The sequence below is a fragment of the Chryseobacterium piscicola genome (assembly GCF_900156685.1).
Lineage (GTDB): Bacteria > Bacteroidota > Bacteroidia > Flavobacteriales > Weeksellaceae > Chryseobacterium > Chryseobacterium piscicola.
In genome coordinates, this window is sequence record NZ_FTOJ01000005.1 from 217,476 (window position 1) to 237,509 (window position 20,034).

The window sequence follows — 20,034 nt, forward strand, 5'->3', positions numbered from 1 at the left end:
AAAAAAAATTTATTTTTTAATGATTTTCACGCTTTTTTGTGATCCATCATTGAAATACATATTCAGTAAATACAATCCTGAGTTCAGAGAACTTAAATTAATTTCTTTACCAGGGTTCTCAATAGTTTTAAGATTTCTGCCGGAAACATCTGTTACTTTTAATGTTTTGATGTCTTTAAACTCGGAAATATTAATCAAATCAGTAAAAGGGTTTGGATAAACTTTTACATTCTTTTTAGCAGAAGAAATCTCATTAGTAGCAAGCAAAGGATTTTGTTTTACTTCTACATTATCCAGCAACACATCATCGTAAAAATAACCGTTTCCGCTGACATTTTTGTTCACGTTAAATCTTACCTGAATGGTTGCTCCTACGTAAGACGCAGGCAGGGTAATGCCAACTGGTCTCCATATATTTGCATTAGATTTCTCAGAGAAAAAGTTTACCCATCCATTTCCGTCATTTACTTCAACAGTTAAACTGTTATCATCATAAGTAGATGGTGAAACGGTTGTTGAGGTTGATGTTGAATGATTTTTGAACCATTCAAACGAAATATACGGTGATGTAAGACCAGCTAAACTGATTGGTGGTGTAAGTAGGTAAATGGTATTGGTTCCGGCACCAGTGTATGGCGAGCTGGCGTCTACCCAAGCGTAAGTTCCTGCAGCTCTTCCGTTATTGGCTAAATTTGCTCCGTAATCTGCAGACCCTGAAAATTTCCAAAGCAAAGTGGCTGATGTTGATGATGGGTTAGTATTTGTCCAGCAATTGGGCATATTTCCACTATCAAATGCCATTGTAAAAGGTGCGTTCAAAGTAGCACAGGCTGTTGTGAAAGTTGCCGGTCCGTACCAAGTGCTTTTATCTGTGGTACTGCATGCAGACCTTATCCATACAAAATAAGTAGAGGCGGGAGAAAGTCCACTCAAAGGAGCTGTAAGAGTTGTACTTGTTCCCAAAGCTGCTGTAGCAGATGTGGGTGCAGTATTGTTTGTAGAATAGTAGTATTCATAACCAACGCCTGGTGCGGTGGCAGGAGCATTCCAGGCTATGCTTGCGCTATTCGTGAGTATATTTGATGATGACAGAGCGGAAGGAACAAAGCAAGTAGGCTTAGGTTCCCAATATACATCATCCCAATAATAAGATTTTGCATCTGCTGTATTTTTTATTGCAAGTCTTGCATTGGCAGGTACAGATGACGGTATAATCACGCCATATTCTGTATCAGCAGCAGTGTACGCTGTATTGTTAATGCTTAATGCCTGTAGAAGCACAAATGTAGATGCGTCAGCAGGGTTTGTTACATATCCTACATTCAGAGTGCCTGTTGCTGCAGAAACTTTTGCTTTCAATCTTAGCCAGTTTGTTCCGGCATTTACATTAGAAAATTCTGGCAGTACAACCACGCTTGTTGCCTGTGATGCTGTACTGTATTGATAAATGTTTCGCGTACCTGAAGCAGGAGCTGAAGCAGAAATTGTCATAGAGCCAGTGGTGCCAGCTAATCTTACCCAGCAATCTGGTACTATATTACCTGTTGTATAAGAGTCAAAGTTTTCTGCCATAGAAGTCACAGGGCCACATAATGTTTTGAATGTTCCCGAGAAAGACCATACGCTTTGCGCTGTTGCGGAACTGCAGTTAGCTCTTACCCAATAGTAATATGTGGTATTAGAGTTTAAGCTGGATATTGTAGTTGAATTTCCTGCAATTCCAGTTAGGTTTGGTGTTGATAAAGTGGTAGGTGCTGTATTGGTTGTACTATAAAATATATCGTACGCAGTAGCAGTAGTACCGTTTGCGGGCGTCCAAGAAATTGCTGCGGTGCTTGGTGTAAGTGTACCTACAGCATTCAATGCTGGAGGCGCACAATCTGAATAGGCATCTGCAGAAAGAGCAAAAATATTAGAATGACCCTGAGCGCTCGATGTTTTTGTAATCGTTACGCTTTGGATTGGTTTGCTCTGGTTTGCTGGATCAATGTTTAATATATTTTGATAAAGTCTGGGATTAGTACCACTTCCGGATTCAAGTACATCGTTGGATCGGTTGATTCTTCCAAATCCCTGAACTGCAAACCCTGCTGTATTATACCAGTCTGCAATTACCACTCCTGTGATAGTTTGAGATGTGTTGTCTGTGAAATTTACGACTACTGTTACGGTAGATGTACCGCTTCCTGTTGTTGCGAGCAAATAGAGTTTGAATGCCGCTTTCGGCGTTGCAAAAACCAATGTTCCGCTGTCATTTTGATTAGAAAGCTTCAGAGAGTTGTTGGCGCTGTAATTTGCTAAAGTATAGCTCAGTCCTGGTGTTGTAGTAACTACACTATTAATTGTTTGATTAACAGGCAGACCGTATGTAAGGGCTGGGCTGGTTATTGTTGACTGGAAATCCTGTGAAATAAATGTAAAAGAAACTCCGTCTACATCAGTACTTGTTGAGGAAAGCGATGGGCCAACACCATTTGCAATTACATCTGCATTAAAACCTGATGCAATAGGCATTGTTTGATAGTTCTGTGCAGATGTGTAGGAGCTTATGGCAATACCCAACACACCCAGCACAAGAGCTGGTTGAAGTTTTTTCATAAATACAGTTTTTTTAAGTTTAATGTAAAACTATGAAATAAATCAATACAGATGGTTTTTTATTTAAATATTTTTAAATAAAATATGGATAATATTAAGATATATTTAAATTGTAATCAGTTGCATTGGTTTATTTTAAATTATTTTTGAGTTATTAACGTTTTTATCGTAAATAGAATTTAATGCTTATTATTTGCTTTCTCAATCATATAAAATCGTATGATGATAAAATATTTTATTATTTTTGCTGATACAAATTCTAAATAATGCCAAACATCTCAAACAGAGCTCAGAATATGCCGGCGTCACCGGTTAGAAAGCTGGTTCCATTTGCTCAAAAAGCAAAACAAAACGGTACAAAAGTATATCACTTAAACATCGGTCAGCCCGATATTGAAACCCCGGAAACAGCACTCAAGGCTTTAAAAAATATTGACCTTAAAGTATTAGAATATGCTCTTTCTGAAGGGAATTTAGAATACAGAACTGCACTTAGAGACTACTATCATTCACTGGATTTCACAGATCTTACACCAGATAATTTTATCGTTACCAATGGAGGATCTGAAGCTTTGAATTTTGCAATCTCTACTCTTTGCGATGATGGTGATGAAGTAATCATTCCTGAACCTTATTACGCCAATTATAATGGTTTTACAAGCACATTTAATGTAAATGTTGTAGCTGTTCCTTCTACCATTGATACGGGTTTTGCTCTTCCTCCAATTGAAGAGTTTGAGAAAAAAATAACGGCAAAAACAAGGGCTATCATAATTTGTAACCCGGGAAATCCTACTGGTTATCTTTACACCCGTGAAGAACTTCAGAAATTAGCAGAAATTGCCTTAAAATACGATATCGTAATTATTTCTGATGAAGTTTACAGGGAATATGTTTATGACGGAAAACAGCCAATTTCAATGCTGGCTTTTCCTGAATTAGCAGATAACTGTATCATCATAGATTCAGAATCCAAAAGATATTCAATGTGTGGTGTAAGAATCGGTTGTCTGGTTACTCGCTCAAAGAAAATTCATGATGCGGCAATGCTTTTTGCGCAAGCGAGATTAAGCCCCGTTCTTTTAGGTCAAATTGCAGCTACTGCAGCACACCAAAACGATGGAGCATACATCAGAGCAGTAAGAGAAGAATATACCCATAGAAGAAATGTCTTAGTAGAACAGTTGAACGCTATTCCGGGAGTAATTTGCCCAAAACCAAAAGGTGCTTTCTATTGCGTAGCTGAGCTTCCGGTAGATGATACTGAAGTTTTTGCACAATGGCTTCTAGAAAAATATACAAATAACGGCGAAACTATTATGGTTGCTCCTGCGGGAGGTTTTTACTCTGATCCAGAATTAGGAAAAAAACAAGTGAGAATAGCTTACGTTCTTAAAGAGCAGGATCTTCGCAGAAGTGCCGAAATTCTTAGAGATGCACTTGAAAAATACAATTCCGAAAGATAAATTTTGATTAAAAATAAATATCAGCAATGAAAATATCTGGTTTGAAAATCTTCTTTCCTATGCTTTTATTGCTGATTTTTTCTTGTTCTGAAAAATCAAAATCTGAAAGAAAAACAACAGGTGAGGAGACTATACAGTACGTCATCTTTTCTAAAGTAGGAGGAAGAGGTGGAAATTATAAAACCATTAAGATTACTCAGGATTCCATAGTTTTATCTCTCGGAAATACTTCAAAAAACGATCATAAAACTTGGAAAAAGGCATTGTCAGATAAAAATCAAGCAGAAATCTTCGGAAAATTGAAAATAAATCAGCTTGCCTTTATAAAAAGCTCTGAAAGTGTTCAGGTAAAAGAGGAGGCAGATGAAACTTTTCAAATCAAAACCAGTCGTACGTCCTATGTTTTTGTAAATGCTTACAACGACGAATACAATTATCGCCAGCTCAAAAACTTTAAAATTCACCTCGAAAAAATTATTCCCAGAGAATACCAATAAAATGGAAAAACAATTTTCATTACAATCTTTTAATACCTTCGGTGTAGAAGCGAAAGCTAACTATTTTGCAGAGGTAAATTCTATAGAAGAATTAATCCAAACCCTGCAACTCTACAGCTCTACAAACCTCCAAATTCTTTTCCTCGGTGGCGGAAGCAATATTCTTTTCACAAAAGATTTTGAAGGAGTGGTTATCAAATTAAACTTAAAAGGAATTTCTGAGGAAATTTTAAATGATAATGAAGTGCTGGTTACTGCAAAAGCAGGTGAAAACTGGCATGAATTTGTGCTTCACTGCTTAAATAAAAACTATGGCGGACTAGAAAACCTTTCTCTTATTCCGGGAAACGTAGGAACATCTCCCATGCAGAATATTGGTGCTTACGGAACTGAAATTAAAGATGTTTTTGTAAGCTGCAAAGTTTTAAACCGTGAAACAGGAGAGTTGAAGGTTTTTGATCTCGAAAAATGCAGATTTGGTTACAGAGATTCTATTTTTAAGCAGGAAGAAAAAGGAAAATATGTAATACTTGAAGTTAGTTTTAAATTAACAACGCAGCAGCATACAATCAAAACTGAGTATGGAGTAATTAAAACTGAACTACACAATTTAGGAATAGAAAATCCCACCATTCAGGATGTTTCCAAAGCAGTTATTAATATCCGACAAAGCAAACTTCCTGATCCTAAAGAATTGGGAAATGCCGGAAGTTTCTTTAAAAATCCCACGATTCCTTTGGTTCAATTTGAAGATTTAAAATTAAAATTTGAAAATATTCAGGGCTATCCGAATGGAGATTTTGTAAAAGTTCCTGCCGGCTGGCTTATCGAGCAATGTGGGTGGAAAGGAAGGCAGATAGGAAATGTTGCATCACACAAACTTCAGGCTCTGGTAATCATCAATGCAACCGGAAATGCAACCGGAAAAGAGATTTTCGATTTTTCGACTGAAATTATTAATTCAGTAAAAGAAAAATATGGTATTGAGCTGGAGCGCGAAGTGAATATTATTTAAAATGATGATATTTACTTTTAAAATAATAAAAAAGCATTCTTTTAATAGGTTAAAAGAATGCTTTTTTATTAATGGTAAACAAAAGATTAAGGATTAGAAATAATCAAAGTGGAAGGGATGTCAGATAACCAGAGGCTTTTAGAATCAATCAGTCCGCGCCAGCTTTTTTTGCTAATCAGCATCAGGTTCTGAGCTTGCAGAAAATCTTTTTCAATTTGTTTTTCGTTGTATAAAGTAATGTGATTTGGAGCCACTTGTTCGATGCTTCTGATGAGCTCTTTCACCTCAATGTTGTTCTTTATCTGCCCTGCAATATCTAGGATAATAATCTGAGAATTGTTATTATTAATCAGTCTTTTTGCGTATTCTAGCAGATAAAAATCACTCAAATTAAATATTGGAATGAAAACTCTGTCTGCAGAAGCAAATTTTCTGTTTACCAAAACACCCACGGGGATATTGGTATTATCCAAAATCTGCAAAGTAGAATCATCGAACGGAGAATTATTAAAAATATTGCTTTTTCCTTTTACGGTATTGAGTAGTTTTTCAGGATTAATAATTTTTGTGGTAAAACCGAGAAGTCTTCCGAGCAAACTTCCTTCATACATTGATTTCCCGAGCATAATTAAAAGAAGATCGTAATTTCCTTTATTTGAAATGCTTGTAAGGTCATTTTCTATATCAGTAGAAACTTTAAAGAGTGTTGTTACTTCAAGTGAAAGCTCCTTTGAAGTTTCAATGACGTTTTTAAACTGTTCTTTTTCGAAATCTTCTATATCAAAAGCGTGCAGTTCGTCTACAGGAGCAATATTCATGGCGGTAATATTCTTGTTACTATGCATTTTGCGGCTGAGATTATCGGCGAGTTTTAGCAATGTACTTCCAGATTCCGGAGTTTCAAAAGACAGAAGAATTCTGTATTTCGCATCATTTTCGTCATTTTCTTCCTCTTCCAATGAAGATTTATTTCCTTTAAATAAATAATTAATGAGATCAAGACAAGGTCCGGTCATAAACGTGGTAAATAATGCCATGATGACGAGCATTGCAAACAATTCTGGTCCTAAAACGCCTAAATCATATCCTATGTTCAATACAATCAGCTCTGTCAGTCCTCTTGTATTCATCAAAGCACCAATTGTAAGACTGTCTTTCCAGCTTAATTTTAAAAATCTGGCCGTTAAAGCACTTCCTACAAATTTTCCTATGACGGCGGTAAGTATAATAAATCCACCTATTTTCCAGAGATGTAAATCATTTAATAACCCAATTTGTGTTCTTAAACCCGTGAATACGAAGAATAACGGAAGCAATAAAACTAAAGCAACATCTTCAATTTTTTCTATGAAAAGGTTTCGGAATTTCACGTTTTCCGGCATTATTGCACCCGCCATAAAAGCTCCAAACAGGGCATGTATTCCGATAACTTCTGTTGCGTACGATGAGATAATCAATATTAAGAAAAACACGGCTACTAAACCTTTGCTTATAAAACCTTTACCTTTTTGAGATTCTGCAATTCTATGTAAGAATGGTCTCACCGCTTTAATCATGATAAAAACATACACAATCGCCAAGATAATTACGAAAATAGATCCTGAAAAAGATCCTGCTTTTACCACCGCAATTACGGCTGCCAAAATACACCATGCAGTGATGTCGTCGGCTGCTGCACAAGTGATAACAACGGTTCCAATTTTAGTTTTATGAAGGTTTCGTTCTTGTACAATTCTTGCAAGAACCGGAAATGCGGTAATGCTCATTGCAATCGCTATAAATAAAGCAAATGAACTGAACTGAATTCCTTCCGGCGCAAACTCTTTATAAATAAAATAAGACAAACCAACTCCCAATGCAAAAGGTATGATTATACTTGCGTGGCTGATTACAACTGCATCGTGTGCTTTTTTTCTTAAAACACTCAAATCGAGTTCCATTCCTACGATGTACATGAAGAGAATTAAACCAATCTGACTTAAAAACTGTAAATTTCCTAAGGATTCTTTCGGGAAAATAAATGCTGAAAGTTCGGGAAAATAAAAACCAAAAAGGGAAGGCCCTAAAACAATACCTGCAATCATTTCGCCGATAACGGAAGGTTGTTTTAGTTTAACGCAGATCCAGCCGAATAGTTTTGCCACCATGATTATGGTAACAATTTGTGTAAGCAAAAGTGCTAATGGATGATGCAGATTAGATAAAAAAGAATCGGTAAATGTTTCCCACATCGTATTTCCGGTAGCTTTGTTTACCGGAATTTTTTCTCCAATTTCAAGGGTTTTTCCTTCTACAAAAAAACAATACATCAATGCCGAGAAAAAGATAATCGTCGCTACATAAAAAATAATATTTCTATATTTCCCCATAATCATTAGTCATTTTATTAAAGTGCAAATTTCATAAGAATAAACGGATGTTTGAACTCTGTTTTTTTGAAATGTAACAAATACTAAAAATAATGTAATGAAAACTATTTTGACGCAAGAAGAAAAACGATTTCTTTTACCTGATGACCAATAATGAAAGACTCAGGAAGTGAAAATTTATATAATAGATGTATTTTTTTTTGAATACTTCCAATGCTTAAAAATCTAAAATTTCGGATATTGGCTGCCTATTAATGTATTGATGATTTTAAAAAAGAGTGCTAAACGAGCAGTAGTGATAAAATCCGTATGAGCTTCGTGTTGATATTACAGGATTATTATGAAAAGCAGACAGTGATAAAATCTTTCACACGCTATTTCCCAAACATTTCCATTATAGAATTTCGGTAAGTTTCGCCAATTTGCAGCTTCAAAAAATGATCTGATCCTGTAGAAATAGTCGTGATAATTTCGTTGGTAGATAAAACTTTTACAGAAGACAAAGCAATGATTTCTTTTTTGTTGACTTGTGCAAAATCTTTCGGCGGAAGCATTTCCAAAAGAGATTTGAAATTGAGGTTTTTAAGGACAATTACCGTTCCGTCTTTCAGTATAATATCTTTATCGCGGCTGTCGATTTCGGAGGTTTTGATGTAAGAAATCTGTTCAGTGAATATTGTAGATTTACCGATGTTGGTATTCCATTCTATGAATTCTTTTTTGTGAGTTTTTGTTAAAATAATTTTAGCTTTTTCGAATGCCTGTATCAGTCTTTCAATTTTAATTGGTTTTCTTACATAATCCACCACATTCAAATCATAGGCTTCGGCTGCGTATTCTTTATAGGCTGTCGTAAAAATAATTTTTTTGGAACCTGAGATAAGCTCGGCAACCTGTAAACCTGTCATTCCTGTCATTTCAATATCCAAAATACAGAGATTGCAGTCTATGTTTTCTATTTCGCTCAGGAAGATTTTAGGGTCATTAAAAGCCTTTACCACTTCTACATCTTCTATTTGTTCGCACAAGAGTTTTAGGTAGCTTATTGCCAGCAATTCATCATCAAGAATAACGCATTTTATCATAGAATTTGCCTAAATTGATTGTTAATTCTGCCGTGAAGACACCGTTTTTTGAATTTTTCTGAAGGGTGTAAAAATTATTATAAATCATTTTCAATCTCTGATCTAGAGACTGACTTCCGAACCCGCTGTGGTCTTTATGAAGAATGGTTTTCAAAGAAGCTTTATTGCTTACTTTCATAGAAAATATTCCGCCATTAAGCTCCATTTGAATAGAAATAAATGAATCTTGTGCTAGAAAATCGGTATGTTTAAAGGCATTTTCAATTAAATCAACAGAAATAAGCGGGGCAAAAACTTTTTCCTCAAAAACAGAATCAGATTTATCAATTTTAGATTTAATTCTGAAATCAAAAAGCGGGTTCACCTTTATTTTATTGATTTCGATGAGGCTTATAGCAAAACTCAATTCCTCTTTCGGACTCACAAATTTGTTATTGCTTTCATAGAGAATATAGTCTAAGACATTCGCCAGTTTATCGAGTGACATATAGGTTTGGTAGGCGTGAGACTGTACAGAATTCAGAATGTTTTTAAATAAATGAGGATTCAGCTTCGTTCCGATGTGTTCTAATTGTACTTCATTCAGTCTATTTTGAATGAGTTTATTGCTTTCAGAAAGCTTGATGTTTTTATTCTTTAAATGCTGATTTCGGCCAAAAAGATAAATACTTAAACTCAAAAATAAAAATAGGATAAAAACTACAATAAAAATCAGATAGTCTTGAATCAAGTAGAGATTGTCTTCCATTCTGGAGGATATTTAAACAGTCTATTTAAGCTTTTTCAAAGAATTCAAAACTGCTTTTTCTGCACATTTTTCAAAAGTAATCTCAAACTTAGGATTTTTCTCAGGATAGGTCAGTAAGTAGCTTGGGCAGGGTTTTTTCTGCGTATTGCTGCGGTCAAAATCTATTTTTCCTAGAGTAATGATACTGTCTTTTAGAAATTTTTCTTCCACTTTTAAAGCCATCATTTCAGCTTTAAAGTTATCGGAATATTGAAATTCTTTAGAAAGTGTTTCGGCAATGACGCGGCTGTTGGGCAAATAACCGCTACAGCTTGCACCTTTGGCATTTAAAACAAAAAATACGATGATAAAACCGGGAAGAAGCCCGATTGTGAAAAATTTTATTTTTTTCATTTAGAAAAGTAAAAGATTGATATCATGATAAGTAAGCCCAAAACGGTCGCAAATCACTTTTTTTGTATGTCTACCTTTGTACATATAAAGGCTCTGTTTCATTTCGTTTCTTTTGTGAAGCATATTTTCAAAACCACCTTCTTCATCATAATTTAAGATATAAGACAAGAAAAAATTAGAGATAGCTTTGGTTGTTGTACGCGGCATTTTTGAGGTAAGATTCGGTAATCCACAGTGAATAACGCCGTGTTTTATGATATAAGGATCATCCATTGTAGTAAGCTCAGATGTTTCTATTACTTTTCCGTTATCGATGGTAATATCTATTATAACAGTTCCTTTTTTCATGTTTGCCACCATTTCTTCGGTCACAATTGGCATCATATTCATTCTCGGTAATGCCCCGATTACTACATCTGCACGTCTCAATGCTTTTTTAAGTTCTTTCGGATCTATGATTGACGTTGGCACTCTGCTGTCAACCAACGTGTGAAGTCTTCTTAGTTTTGATAGTGAGTTGTCGAAAACCCTAACGCTGGCTCCCAGTCCTATAGCGGCTTTTGTTGCAAATTCTCCTACAATTCCAGCTCCTATAATGACTACTTCTGCTGGTCTTACACCAGTAATTCCGCCAAGCATCAAACCGTTTGAAAGCGCTAAAAGTTCTGAGGCATATAAAATAGAAACCGTACCCGCAATTTCGCCAATTAATCTTACAAGAGCCAATTGTTTGTATTCGTCTGAGATAAATTCAAAAGCAATGGCATTTATTTTTTTCTCCGCAAGTCTGCAGAAATAATCTTTGTCTCTAAGGTTAATCTGTAATGCTGAAACCAAATAAGTATTAGGTTTTAAGTACTCGATTTCTTCGTCAGTTGGCGGATTTATTTTTAATACTAAATCTTGCCCAAAAGCCTCTTTCGCATCGTTGGTAATTCTTGCTCCAGATTCAGAGTATTGAAGATCGGTAAAAAAAGATCCTTGTCCGGCACCAGCTTCTATAATGATTTCGTGGCCGTGTTCTACCAAAACCTGTACCGCATCTGGGGTAATGCAAGTACGCCTTTCGTTGAGGCAAGTTTCTTTGGGAATTCCTATACTAAACTGTTTACCTTTTTTGATGACCTCAAGTTTTTCTTCTTTAGGCATCAGATCTTCTTCTGTAAACGGAGTAAAAATATTGGTGGTGCTCATTTTTCGGGATGGATTTTGACTGACAAAAAATTAAAAATCAGTCGGTTTCACAAGGCAAATATACAGAATATTTATTCGAATTCAATTTCTCTTGTCTCGCCGTTATTTTCAATATTCATGGTATGAAAGCCAAGTCCGTGAAGTTCTTCTTCATACACTTCAGGCCATTCTATAATGCAAAGAAAAGAGTTGTCTAGATATTCTTCAATGCCAATGTCATACACTTCTTCAATGTTTTTTAAACGGTACAAATCAAAGTGAAATACTTTTCCTTTAGGAGAATCGTATTCATTCACAATAGAGTAAGTGGGAGAGTTGACCTCGTCTTCACTGCCCAAATTTTTCATTAAGATTTGTGTAAATGTGGTTTTCCCTGCGCCTAAATTTCCTTTTAATAAAAGAATATTGTGCTTCAATTGTGGCAAAATTTCGGCGGCCACATCCTGCCATTGTTCTAATTTTCTGATCTCGAAATGCATGTAGTTTATTTGAGGCTGTAAAATTAGCAAACGTTTTGCTCTTTCAAAACTTTTCATTCAGGAATACTTAAAGCTTTGAAAATTTAATCATTTTTAAGTGTTTACAGAATTAGATTTGATTATAAAAATACAACTTAAATTTGCCTATTTTTGCCTAAATGATTTCCAAGCAAACGATAGACAAGATATTTTCCACAATCCGGGTAGAAGAGATTGTGGGCGAGTATGTGCAACTGAAAAGAGCGGGATCAAACTTTAAAGGTTTGAGTCCGTTTCATGAAGAAAAATCACCCAGTTTTGTAGTTTCTCCGAGCAAGCAGATCTGGAAAGATTTCTCAACAGGGAAAGGCGGTACAGCGATTTCTTTTTTAATGGAAATTGAAAACTTCACTTATCCTGAAGCACTTCGTTATGCTGCCAAAAAATATGCAATAGAAATAGAAGAAGACCGCCAGGAATTCTCTGAGGAAGCGAAAATTGCACAGACTGAAAGAGATGTTCTTTATAAAATACATGAGATTGCCAATGACTATTTCCAGAATATTTTGTGGGAAAATGAGGAAGGAAGGTCTATAGGTTTGTCTTATTTCCGAGAGCGCGAGCTGAAGGATGATATCATCAAAAAATTTCAGTTGGGATATTCTCCCGAAAAGAAAAATTCATTTACAGAGTTTGCTTTAAATAAAGGGTATTCAAAAGAAATTTTAGAGAAATCTGGGCTTTCTATTTTTCCTGAAAATTCCCCAGCAGGAATAGACCGTTTCCGTGAGCGAGTGATGTTCCCAATTCATAGTTTTTCGGGAAGGGTTTTGGGTTTTGGTGCCAGAATTCTCAGAAATAATATTAAAACTGCCAAATATCTCAACTCTCCAGAGACCGAGATTTATCACAAATCGAATGTTCTTTATGGTTTAAACCAAGGTAAACAAGCGATTTCTAGGAAAAATATCTGTCTTTTGGTAGAAGGTTATATGGATGTTATCTCCTTGCATCTTTCGGGAATAGAAAATGTGGTGGCGAGCTCTGGAACTTCTCTTACGACGGAGCAAATTAAACTCATCAAAAGACTTACTGAAAACGTAACGATTTTGTTTGATGGCGATAACGCGGGAATAAAAGCAAGCTTCAGAAGTATAGATATGCTTTTGGCAGAAGGTATGAACATTCGTGTTTTGCTTTTTCCGGAAGGCGACGATCCCGATTCTTTCGCAAGAAAACATCCTCAGGAATATGTAGAAAAATTTATTGAAAACGAGGCTACAGATTTCATTGATTTTAAAGCGGAAATTCTTCTTAAAGATGCCGGCACAGATCCTATAAAGAAAGCTGAAGCCATCAGAAACATTGTGAAATCGGTTTCGTTTGTTCAGAATGCTTTGAAAAAAGAGGTTTATTTGAAAGAAGTTTCGAATAAATTTGGACTTTCTGAACAGAGTCTTTTCAATGAGCTGGATATCCAGAAGCAGATTACGCAAAACCAAACCCAACATCAGCCAAAAGAACAGCCGAAACCAACGAAATTGGAGATTGTTCCCAAGCAAACAGAATTGGAGGATTCTGTTCAGTTTAATATTATTCATCAGGAAAATAAACTTATTGATACGATGCTGATGTTTGGCGATATGGTTTTGGAAAGACTAGATGCCAATATGGAGAAATATGAGATTACTGTAATTGAGGAGATTCTGCATCATTTTGAAGATGAAAATTATGAATTTCAAATTCCTACTAATCAAAAAATCATAGAAAATATTAAAGAAGGGATTGAAAACGAGGAGATACGCGCAGGAAATTTCTTTATCACTTTAATGGATGAAGACATTACGCTGAAGGTTGCCGACGCTCTTCTTTCGCCAGACGAATTGAGCGACTGGTCGACTCGTAATATTTTCCCACCCGTTATGGGCGATCATCTTGGTGCCGAAGTAGAAGCAAATATACTGATTCACAAATATTATTACATTCATCTTCTTATCAGAAAACTGACCGCAGATTTAGAAAATCATCGTGAAAATGATCCTGTAACTTATTTTGATTCTATAAAAAAAATAATGATGCTTACAGAGTTTTCTAGACAGTTGGCTACAAAACTAGAGTGGTCGCCAATTACAAAAGTTTGATAATTAAAGATTTTTTTTGAAAAAAAGAAGTCATTTTCATTTATTTTTTTCTTAAAGTAATATCTCTGCATTTGTTTCGTTTTTAGTAAATTAAATCTTTTAATTAAAACTAATAACCATGAAGCTAATCTTAAGTCTATGTTTTTTCATCAGCATATTCTGTTTTTCACAAGAAAAAGAAATTGTAAAAATCCTCAATGATGAACTCAAAAAGGAAATTAAAAATCAATTCCAGCATCCTGATTTTGATGGGGATACGTTGACACTGACAAAAGAATTTTCAATTGATAAAAATAGAATTCTGAGCGTAGAAATCAAGAAGCAAAATGGTTTTCGTACTTATACTGAGAGACAGGAAGTGCATCTTTCAAAAATATCAAGTATTGGGAAAGACATTAATACTATCATGAATTCTGATGGTGGAGAGGTGCAGATTAATTCTAAAAGTGTTGACAAAAATAATAACCAGCAGACCCGCGGCACCAATAACGGTATTTTTTTTACCTACATGCATTTCAATAACAATGAGTATATTGGTGATAATCTGGTAAAAGCATTTGCTAAAGCCGGATTTCCGATTAAAAAGTTGTATTGGTATGATTAAATTAAAACAAATTTTTGTATTTATTTTTGCCTTTTCGATGTACAGTTGTGGCAATAAAAATGACATTCTTTTTTCTGATTTTAAAAGTGATTTCAAAGATTCCATAAAAAAATACAAAGCAGAGGAATTTGATTTTAATCATGATGATCTATTGCCTCAGCAATCTTATTTTATAAATGGAAAACTGAAGTATTTAATCATTAAATCTAATGGAGAGCTTTGTGACAGCGAAGAAATGTATGCGTTTGATTTAAAAAGTGATTCTCTGATTCTGAAGATTGAAAGATCACAGTGTTATGAAACTTCTGAAAGATCAAAAAATACGAGTGACATTATTTTTGTGAAAACAAAAAAGTCTACAAAACAGTTTTATGACAATGGAGTTTTTATAAAGACAGAGAAATCTGACAATGATTTTAAGGAGAATAATTTTATAAACGAAATCAAAGTCAACACAGAAAAGGCTTATAAAAAAAGGTGATTTGAGAATCAAAAGAATAATTTTTTCTTCATAAAATTTCACTTAAAATTTCATCTTTCTGCCATAATGTCCTTACATTTGTTTGGAACGAAATTAGTCACTCAAAAGAAAAGATAATTTAATTACCTATGGATATTAAAAAAGAATTCAGAGACTTCTCTGTAAAACACTTAGGAAACAGCGGTCTTGCGACCGATCAATATATGGGAATGTATGGGCCTACCAACCTTACGCCGTATATCATGGAAGAAAGAAGATTGAACGTAGCGCAAATGGATGTTTTCTCGCGTTTGATGATGGACAGGATTATTTTCCTTGGAACTGGTATAGACGATCAGGTTGCGAATATCGTGACGGCTCAGCTTTTGTTCTTAGAAAGCTCAGATTCTGCTAAAGATATTCAGATTTACATCAATTCTCCTGGAGGAAGTGTTTATGCAGGTTTGGGAATTTATGACACAATGCAAATCATTAAACCAGACGTTGCAACCATCTGTACCGGAATTGCAGCTTCAATGGGAGCTGTGTTGTTGGTAGCAGGAGAAAAAGGAAAACGTTCTGCATTAAAGCATTCTAGAGTAATGATTCACCAGCCAAGTGGTGGAGCGCAAGGTGTAGCTTCTGATATGGAAATCAATTTGAGAGAGATGCTGAAGCTTAAAAAAGAATTGTACGACATTATTTCTGAACATTCTGGGCAGACCTACGAATGGGTAGAAAAAGCGTCAGACAGAGATTACTGGATGACTTCTACCGAAGCTAAAGAATTTGGAATGGTAGATGAGGTTTTGCAAAGAGCTAAAAAAGAGAAATAATTATAAAATGCTAATTTGATAATTAACAAATCAATAAAAAAGGGATATAATTTTGTATTATATCCCTTTTTTTATTTTAAAATATGATTATTCGATTTTAATCGTAGTGTGAAATTTTGAACAGAAAGTTCACAAAGTTTTTCTACTAAAGTTTTCTTTTTTCTACACAAAGCCGCAATCGCTTATAAAAGCTTGAGCAGATTTTAAGTGATGATTAATTACGAATATTTGAATTTTTAAATAAGCTTATTTTCAGATTAATTAAAACCTTCAATAATTTTAGAAAAATCTTCTATTTTCAAGGCGGCACCTCCAATCAATCCACCGTCGATGTCTGGTTGAGAGAAAATTTCTTTCGCATTATCTGGTTTTACGGAACCACCGTAAAGAATAGAAACTTCATCAGCCACCTCTTGTCCGTACTTTTGTGCGATAATCCCTCTGATGTGAGCATGAATTTCCTGAGCCTGCTCAGGAGAAGCTGTTTCACCAGTCCCGATAGCCCAAACGGGTTCGTAAGCAATTACTACTTTCTTAATTTCTTCAGCAGAAAGTGTGAAAAGAGCAGTTTCAGTTTGAGTTTTTACAACGTCCAAATGTTGTCCTGCTTTTCTTTGTTCAAGAGTTTCACCATTGCAGTAAACAGGAATTAAACCTTTATCTAAAGCTAATTTTACTTTTTTATTACAGCTTTCGTCGTTCTCACCGTGGTATTGTCTTCTTTCAGAATGGCCGATTAAAGAACCAGTAGCATCTATAGACTCCAGCATATCAGCAGAAAGCTCACCTGTATAAGCGCCACTTTCAAATTCGCTCATGTCTTGAGAAAAAACTCCGATTTCGTCTTTTTCAAAGATGTCTTTTGCCATCATTAAGTACATAGCCGGTGGAGCAATCCAAACCTCACAGTTGGTTGTATTATTGTTTTTATAATCACGCAATTCTGTCATTAGTTTTTGTGCGTCGATTACATTTTTGTTCATTTTCCAGTTTCCTGCAACTATTTTTCGTCTCATAGTTTATTTTTTATTTTTAGATGTTAGATGTTAGAATTTAGATATTAGACCAAAATCTAATTTCTAAATTTCAGTTTCTTTATTTTATATTCCAAAGGTTTTTTAAAAGTACATAGAAAGTATGTTCCTCATCAGTCACCACATCATCAGCTTTGATTAAAGTTTTAGCAAACTTAATGAAGCTTAGACGCTCTGCTTCTGTAGAATCTTCTAAGAAACACCGTCCGTGAAATTCAAAATGATCTTTCCATTCTTCAGGTTGTAGTAATGCGATGGTTTCCAATTCGTTATCTAAATTCATTTTAAAAGGAAATTCTTCAGCCAAATATCGCTGCACAAGCATCCCTTCTTCCGGAGCAAATTCGCCGTCCACAGATGAAAGAATCATCAATAAGTGATATCCGGCTATTGATTTGTTAGATTTTTGCATATTATAATTAGATTAATTCAAGATTTAAGGTTCACTATTCAAATTTTAGACAATCTTTAGTTTTGGAATTAAAAATTCACTATTTGATGTAATATTTTGCAGGTTGTTTGTCTACAATTTTTCCTTTTTCTAGGGTTAAAACATAAGGGTTACTTCTAGCAACTGTTTTTATAGCTGTGGCATCCATCATTGCATTTTTTAATATTTTGAATGTTGTAGGGATGGTAGAAACGCCGTAAGTAACTGCAGTTTTGTCAGCATTTACTTTCGCTTCAATTTGTTGTAGTAGTTCTGGCGAAACATCTTGCGGATGATAAGAAAAAACAAGAACTGCCCTTGGTGCATTGATGATTTCCTGAGTCATATCTGTTCCTGTAGTATCTTCTATTTTAAATTTCGCAATTTCAGATTTATAGCCTTGTTTTATGAGAATAGATTCATTTTTACCTTCTTCAATTTTCCAAGGCGAACCTTCTGCCCAGTATTCTGTTTTGTTGATGTAGTCATCTTGGTTTACCTTTCTTACCTCATTTGTTTTTGAGTTTTTCATAGAGTAAAAAGTCTTGTACTCAGATGGGCTGGCTGCAATTTTTTTCTTTTCGGCTAGCAAATCAGTCCCTATTTTATAGTCTCTGAAATCAATCATTGGTTCGCTCACAATTCCCACTGTCATCACGTAAATCAAGATGATAGAGCAAATTCCGAGGATAGTATATTTGATGCTGGCGTACGGTCTTTTGGTTTCATTAAAAGTGTATTGGTCTGTTTTTTTGAATTCATTTCTGTACAAGATAAAAACAAGAACCAAACCGACCAAAAGTACGATGTCTTTGATGAAACTTTGCCAAGGGGTAAATTTAATAGCATCTCCAAAACATCCACAATCGGTTACTACATTGAAATAGGCTGAGTAAAAAGTAAGAAACCCAAAGAAGACACAAAGTGTGATGAGTGCTGAAAGGGTAAATTTTATTTTAAGCTTTAATAAAAGCATCAAGCCTAGCCAAAGTTCTAAAACTACCATTATTATAGAAAAAAGTAAAGCAAATTTTTCTAAAAATGGCATATTGAAAACCGGAGGCGAAAAATATTCCTCCATTTTAAATGAAAAACCAACTAAATCTACGGCTTTCACAAATCCTGATAGAATAAAGATGAGAGCAATGACGATACGTAATAAACCTTTAATCATATTAAATAGTTTTGGGTTCAAATTTTTGTTCTTTTTCGGCGAATTTTATCAGGCAGAAAACGGCATAGTTCAGCATATCAAAATAATTGGCATCCAAACCTTCAGAAACAATCGTTTTTCCTTGATTGTCTTCAATTTGCTTGGTTCTTAAAACTTTTTGATAAATTAAATCAGTGATAGAAGAAATTCTCATATCTCTCCAAGCTTCACCATAATCATGGTTTTTCTTTTCCATTAAAGCTTGGGCTTCTGTAGCATATCTATCGTATAGGTTTAAAATATCTTCTTTATTTTCATTAAAATCATTCGAAAGACCTTTCTCCAACTGAATCAATGCGATAATAGAATAGTTTACAATGGCAATAAATTCTCCTTCCTCACTTTCGTCTATCATCTTGATGTCTGTCATTTGTAGCGTGCGGATTCTACTTACTTTAATGTAAATCTGATCGGTAATAGAACTTGGTCGTAAAACCCTCCATGCTGCACCATAATCTTGCATTTTTTTGCTGAAAAGATCACGGCATTCATTGATGATTGTACCGTACTGTTGTGAAGTTTTTGACATAAATTTGCTTAATCTTTCAAAGATACAAAATAGGTTTTAGGTATAGGAATCACAACTTATTTTTTTAAACAGAAGTTAGTATTTTTGTATAATGCAAAATCAATCGTTATCTCTGAATCATTACTCTCTTAATTGCAATGGAAAATTTGTTGATTTAAATTCTCCAAAAATCATGGGAATTCTCAATCTTACTCCAGATTCTTTTTCAGATGGTGGGAAATTTAACAGTGAAATATCAGCTTTAAATCATGCAGAGAAATTAGTGAAGGAAGGTGCAGAAATCATCGATATCGGGCCACAATCTACTCGGCCGAATGCTGAATTCCTAAGTTCGGAAGAAGAGATAAAACGTCTCGGAAAAATTATTTCTTTCATTAAAAAAGAATTTCCTGAAACACTGATTTCATTGGATACATTTTATGCTGAAACGGTAAAGTTTGGTTTTGATGAAGGAATAGACATCGTCAACGATATTTCAGGTGGGCAATTTGATTCTGAAATGTTTACAATCGTTGCGGAAACTAAACTTCCGTATATCTTGATGCACGTTAATTCATCTTACGAAACCATGCATGATCAGATTAAATTTCAGGATGTTATATTTTCTATTAATCAATATTTTTCTAAAAAAACTGCAGAATTGCTCAGTTTTGGTGTAAAAGATATCATCCTAGATCCAGGGTTTGGTTTCGGGAAAACAGTTGAAGATCAAATGAAAATGATTGATGAAGTAGAGTATTTAGGTTTTAATAAATATCCTTTGCTCATAGGGATTTCCAGAAAATCTTTTATTTATAAACCTTTAGGGAAATCTCCATTAGACATTAATGAAGAGACTCAAAAAAAGCATCTGCAGGTTTTGAAAAAAGGTGCAAAAATACTTCGTGTGCACGATGTTGCAGAAGCAAAAAAAACCATTAGTGATTTTTTAACAAATGAAAAATAGCAAAAAAAACCTTTCAAA

Annotated in this window: 19 protein-coding genes; 8 read left to right on the top strand and 11 right to left on the bottom strand. The window is 34.6% G+C overall.

Going from position 1 to position 20,034, the window contains the following annotated elements; all coding sequences use genetic code 11:
• Positions 1–9: 9 nt before the first annotated feature.
• On the bottom strand, positions 10–2,598 hold the full coding sequence (locus tag BW939_RS09785; RefSeq protein ID WP_076451846.1) for a T9SS type A sorting domain-containing protein: 2,589 nt from the start codon (positions 2,596–2,598) through the stop codon (positions 10–12).
• A gap of 266 nt (positions 2,599–2,864) precedes the next feature.
• Between BW939_RS09785 and BW939_RS09790 the strand changes: the two genes are divergently transcribed.
• The 3 genes from BW939_RS09790 to murB are packed head-to-tail and all read left to right on the top strand — an operon-like array spanning position 2,865 to position 5,576.
• A complete protein-coding gene (locus BW939_RS09790) occupies positions 2,865–4,064 on the top strand; it encodes a pyridoxal phosphate-dependent aminotransferase (RefSeq protein ID WP_076451847.1) in 1,200 nt (399 codons plus the stop codon).
• Between the two features lie 26 nt (positions 4,065–4,090).
• Positions 4,091–4,561 (top strand): hypothetical protein, encoded by a 471-nt coding sequence (locus tag BW939_RS09795; RefSeq protein ID WP_084566639.1) that lies wholly within the window; start codon positions 4,091–4,093, stop codon positions 4,559–4,561.
• Position 4,562: 1 nt separating this feature from the next.
• Entirely contained in the window at positions 4,563–5,576 is a 1,014-nt protein-coding gene (murB, locus tag BW939_RS09800) for a UDP-N-acetylmuramate dehydrogenase (RefSeq protein ID WP_076451849.1), read from the top strand.
• A gap of 86 nt (positions 5,577–5,662) precedes the next feature.
• Here murB and BW939_RS09805 read toward each other — a convergent pair whose 3' ends face one another.
• The 6 genes from BW939_RS09805 to tsaE form a co-directional block, all read right to left on the bottom strand.
• Positions 5,663–7,945, bottom strand: coding sequence for a cation:proton antiporter (locus BW939_RS09805; protein ID WP_076451900.1), 2,283 nt, complete (start codon positions 7,943–7,945; stop codon positions 5,663–5,665).
• A gap of 374 nt (positions 7,946–8,319) precedes the next feature.
• Positions 8,320–9,030, bottom strand: a complete 711-nt coding sequence (locus BW939_RS09810; protein ID WP_076451850.1) for a LytR/AlgR family response regulator transcription factor — start codon at positions 9,028–9,030, stop codon at positions 8,320–8,322.
• Positions 9,008–9,778: a histidine kinase gene (locus BW939_RS09815; protein WP_076451851.1), complete on the bottom strand. Its 771-nt coding sequence runs from the start codon at positions 9,776–9,778 to the stop codon at positions 9,008–9,010. Before BW939_RS09815 ends, BW939_RS09810 begins: the two co-directional genes overlap by 23 nt.
• 21 nt (positions 9,779–9,799) lie before the next feature.
• Positions 9,800–10,171: a hypothetical protein gene (locus tag BW939_RS09820; protein WP_076451852.1), complete on the bottom strand. Its 372-nt coding sequence runs from the start codon at positions 10,169–10,171 to the stop codon at positions 9,800–9,802.
• Entirely contained in the window at positions 10,172–11,365 is a 1,194-nt protein-coding gene (locus BW939_RS09825) for an alanine dehydrogenase (protein WP_076451853.1), read from the bottom strand.
• 71 nt (positions 11,366–11,436) lie between these two features.
• Positions 11,437–11,844 carry a tRNA (adenosine(37)-N6)-threonylcarbamoyltransferase complex ATPase subunit type 1 TsaE gene (gene tsaE / locus BW939_RS09830; protein ID WP_076451901.1) on the bottom strand — a complete coding sequence of 136 codons (408 nt, stop codon included), beginning with the start codon at positions 11,842–11,844 and terminating at the stop codon, positions 11,437–11,439.
• 158 nt (positions 11,845–12,002) lie between these two features.
• Here tsaE and dnaG point away from each other — a divergent pair, with 158 nt between their 5' ends.
• From dnaG to clpP, 4 genes are all read left to right on the top strand, one after another.
• Positions 12,003–13,964, top strand: coding sequence for a DNA primase (gene dnaG, locus BW939_RS09835; RefSeq protein ID WP_076451854.1), 1,962 nt, complete (start codon positions 12,003–12,005; stop codon positions 13,962–13,964).
• 118 nt (positions 13,965–14,082) lie between these two features.
• Positions 14,083–14,568, top strand: coding sequence for a hypothetical protein (locus tag BW939_RS09840; RefSeq protein WP_076451855.1), 486 nt, complete (start codon positions 14,083–14,085; stop codon positions 14,566–14,568).
• Positions 14,561–15,049 (top strand): hypothetical protein, encoded by a 489-nt coding sequence (locus BW939_RS09845; RefSeq protein WP_076451856.1) that lies wholly within the window; start codon positions 14,561–14,563, stop codon positions 15,047–15,049. Before BW939_RS09840 ends, BW939_RS09845 begins: the two co-directional genes overlap by 8 nt.
• Before the next feature lie 128 nt (positions 15,050–15,177).
• Positions 15,178–15,864, top strand: coding sequence for an ATP-dependent Clp endopeptidase proteolytic subunit ClpP (gene clpP, locus BW939_RS09850; RefSeq protein ID WP_076451857.1), 687 nt, complete (start codon positions 15,178–15,180; stop codon positions 15,862–15,864).
• 257 nt (positions 15,865–16,121) lie between these two features.
• Here clpP and tpiA read toward each other — a convergent pair whose 3' ends face one another.
• The 4 genes from tpiA to BW939_RS09870 all read right to left on the bottom strand — a co-directional run bounded on the left by tpiA (position 16,122) and on the right by BW939_RS09870 (position 19,070).
• Entirely contained in the window at positions 16,122–16,880 is a 759-nt protein-coding gene (gene tpiA, locus BW939_RS09855; protein ID WP_076451858.1) for a triose-phosphate isomerase, read from the bottom strand.
• Positions 16,881–16,959: 79 nt separating this feature from the next.
• Entirely contained in the window at positions 16,960–17,310 is a 351-nt protein-coding gene (locus BW939_RS09860; protein WP_076451859.1) for a TerB family tellurite resistance protein, read from the bottom strand.
• A gap of 79 nt (positions 17,311–17,389) precedes the next feature.
• Positions 17,390–18,502: a BT_3928 family protein gene (locus BW939_RS09865; RefSeq protein ID WP_076451860.1), complete on the bottom strand. Its 1,113-nt coding sequence runs from the start codon at positions 18,500–18,502 to the stop codon at positions 17,390–17,392.
• A 1-nt stretch (position 18,503) separates the two neighbouring features.
• Positions 18,504–19,070, bottom strand: coding sequence for a DUF1599 domain-containing protein (locus BW939_RS09870; protein ID WP_076451861.1), 567 nt, complete (start codon positions 19,068–19,070; stop codon positions 18,504–18,506).
• Positions 19,071–19,242: 172 nt separating this feature from the next.
• Here BW939_RS09870 and folP point away from each other — a divergent pair, with 172 nt between their 5' ends.
• Positions 19,243–20,016, top strand: a complete 774-nt coding sequence (gene folP, locus BW939_RS09875) for a dihydropteroate synthase (RefSeq protein WP_105170194.1) — start codon at positions 19,243–19,245, stop codon at positions 20,014–20,016.
• Positions 20,017–20,034: the final 18 nt, after the last annotated feature.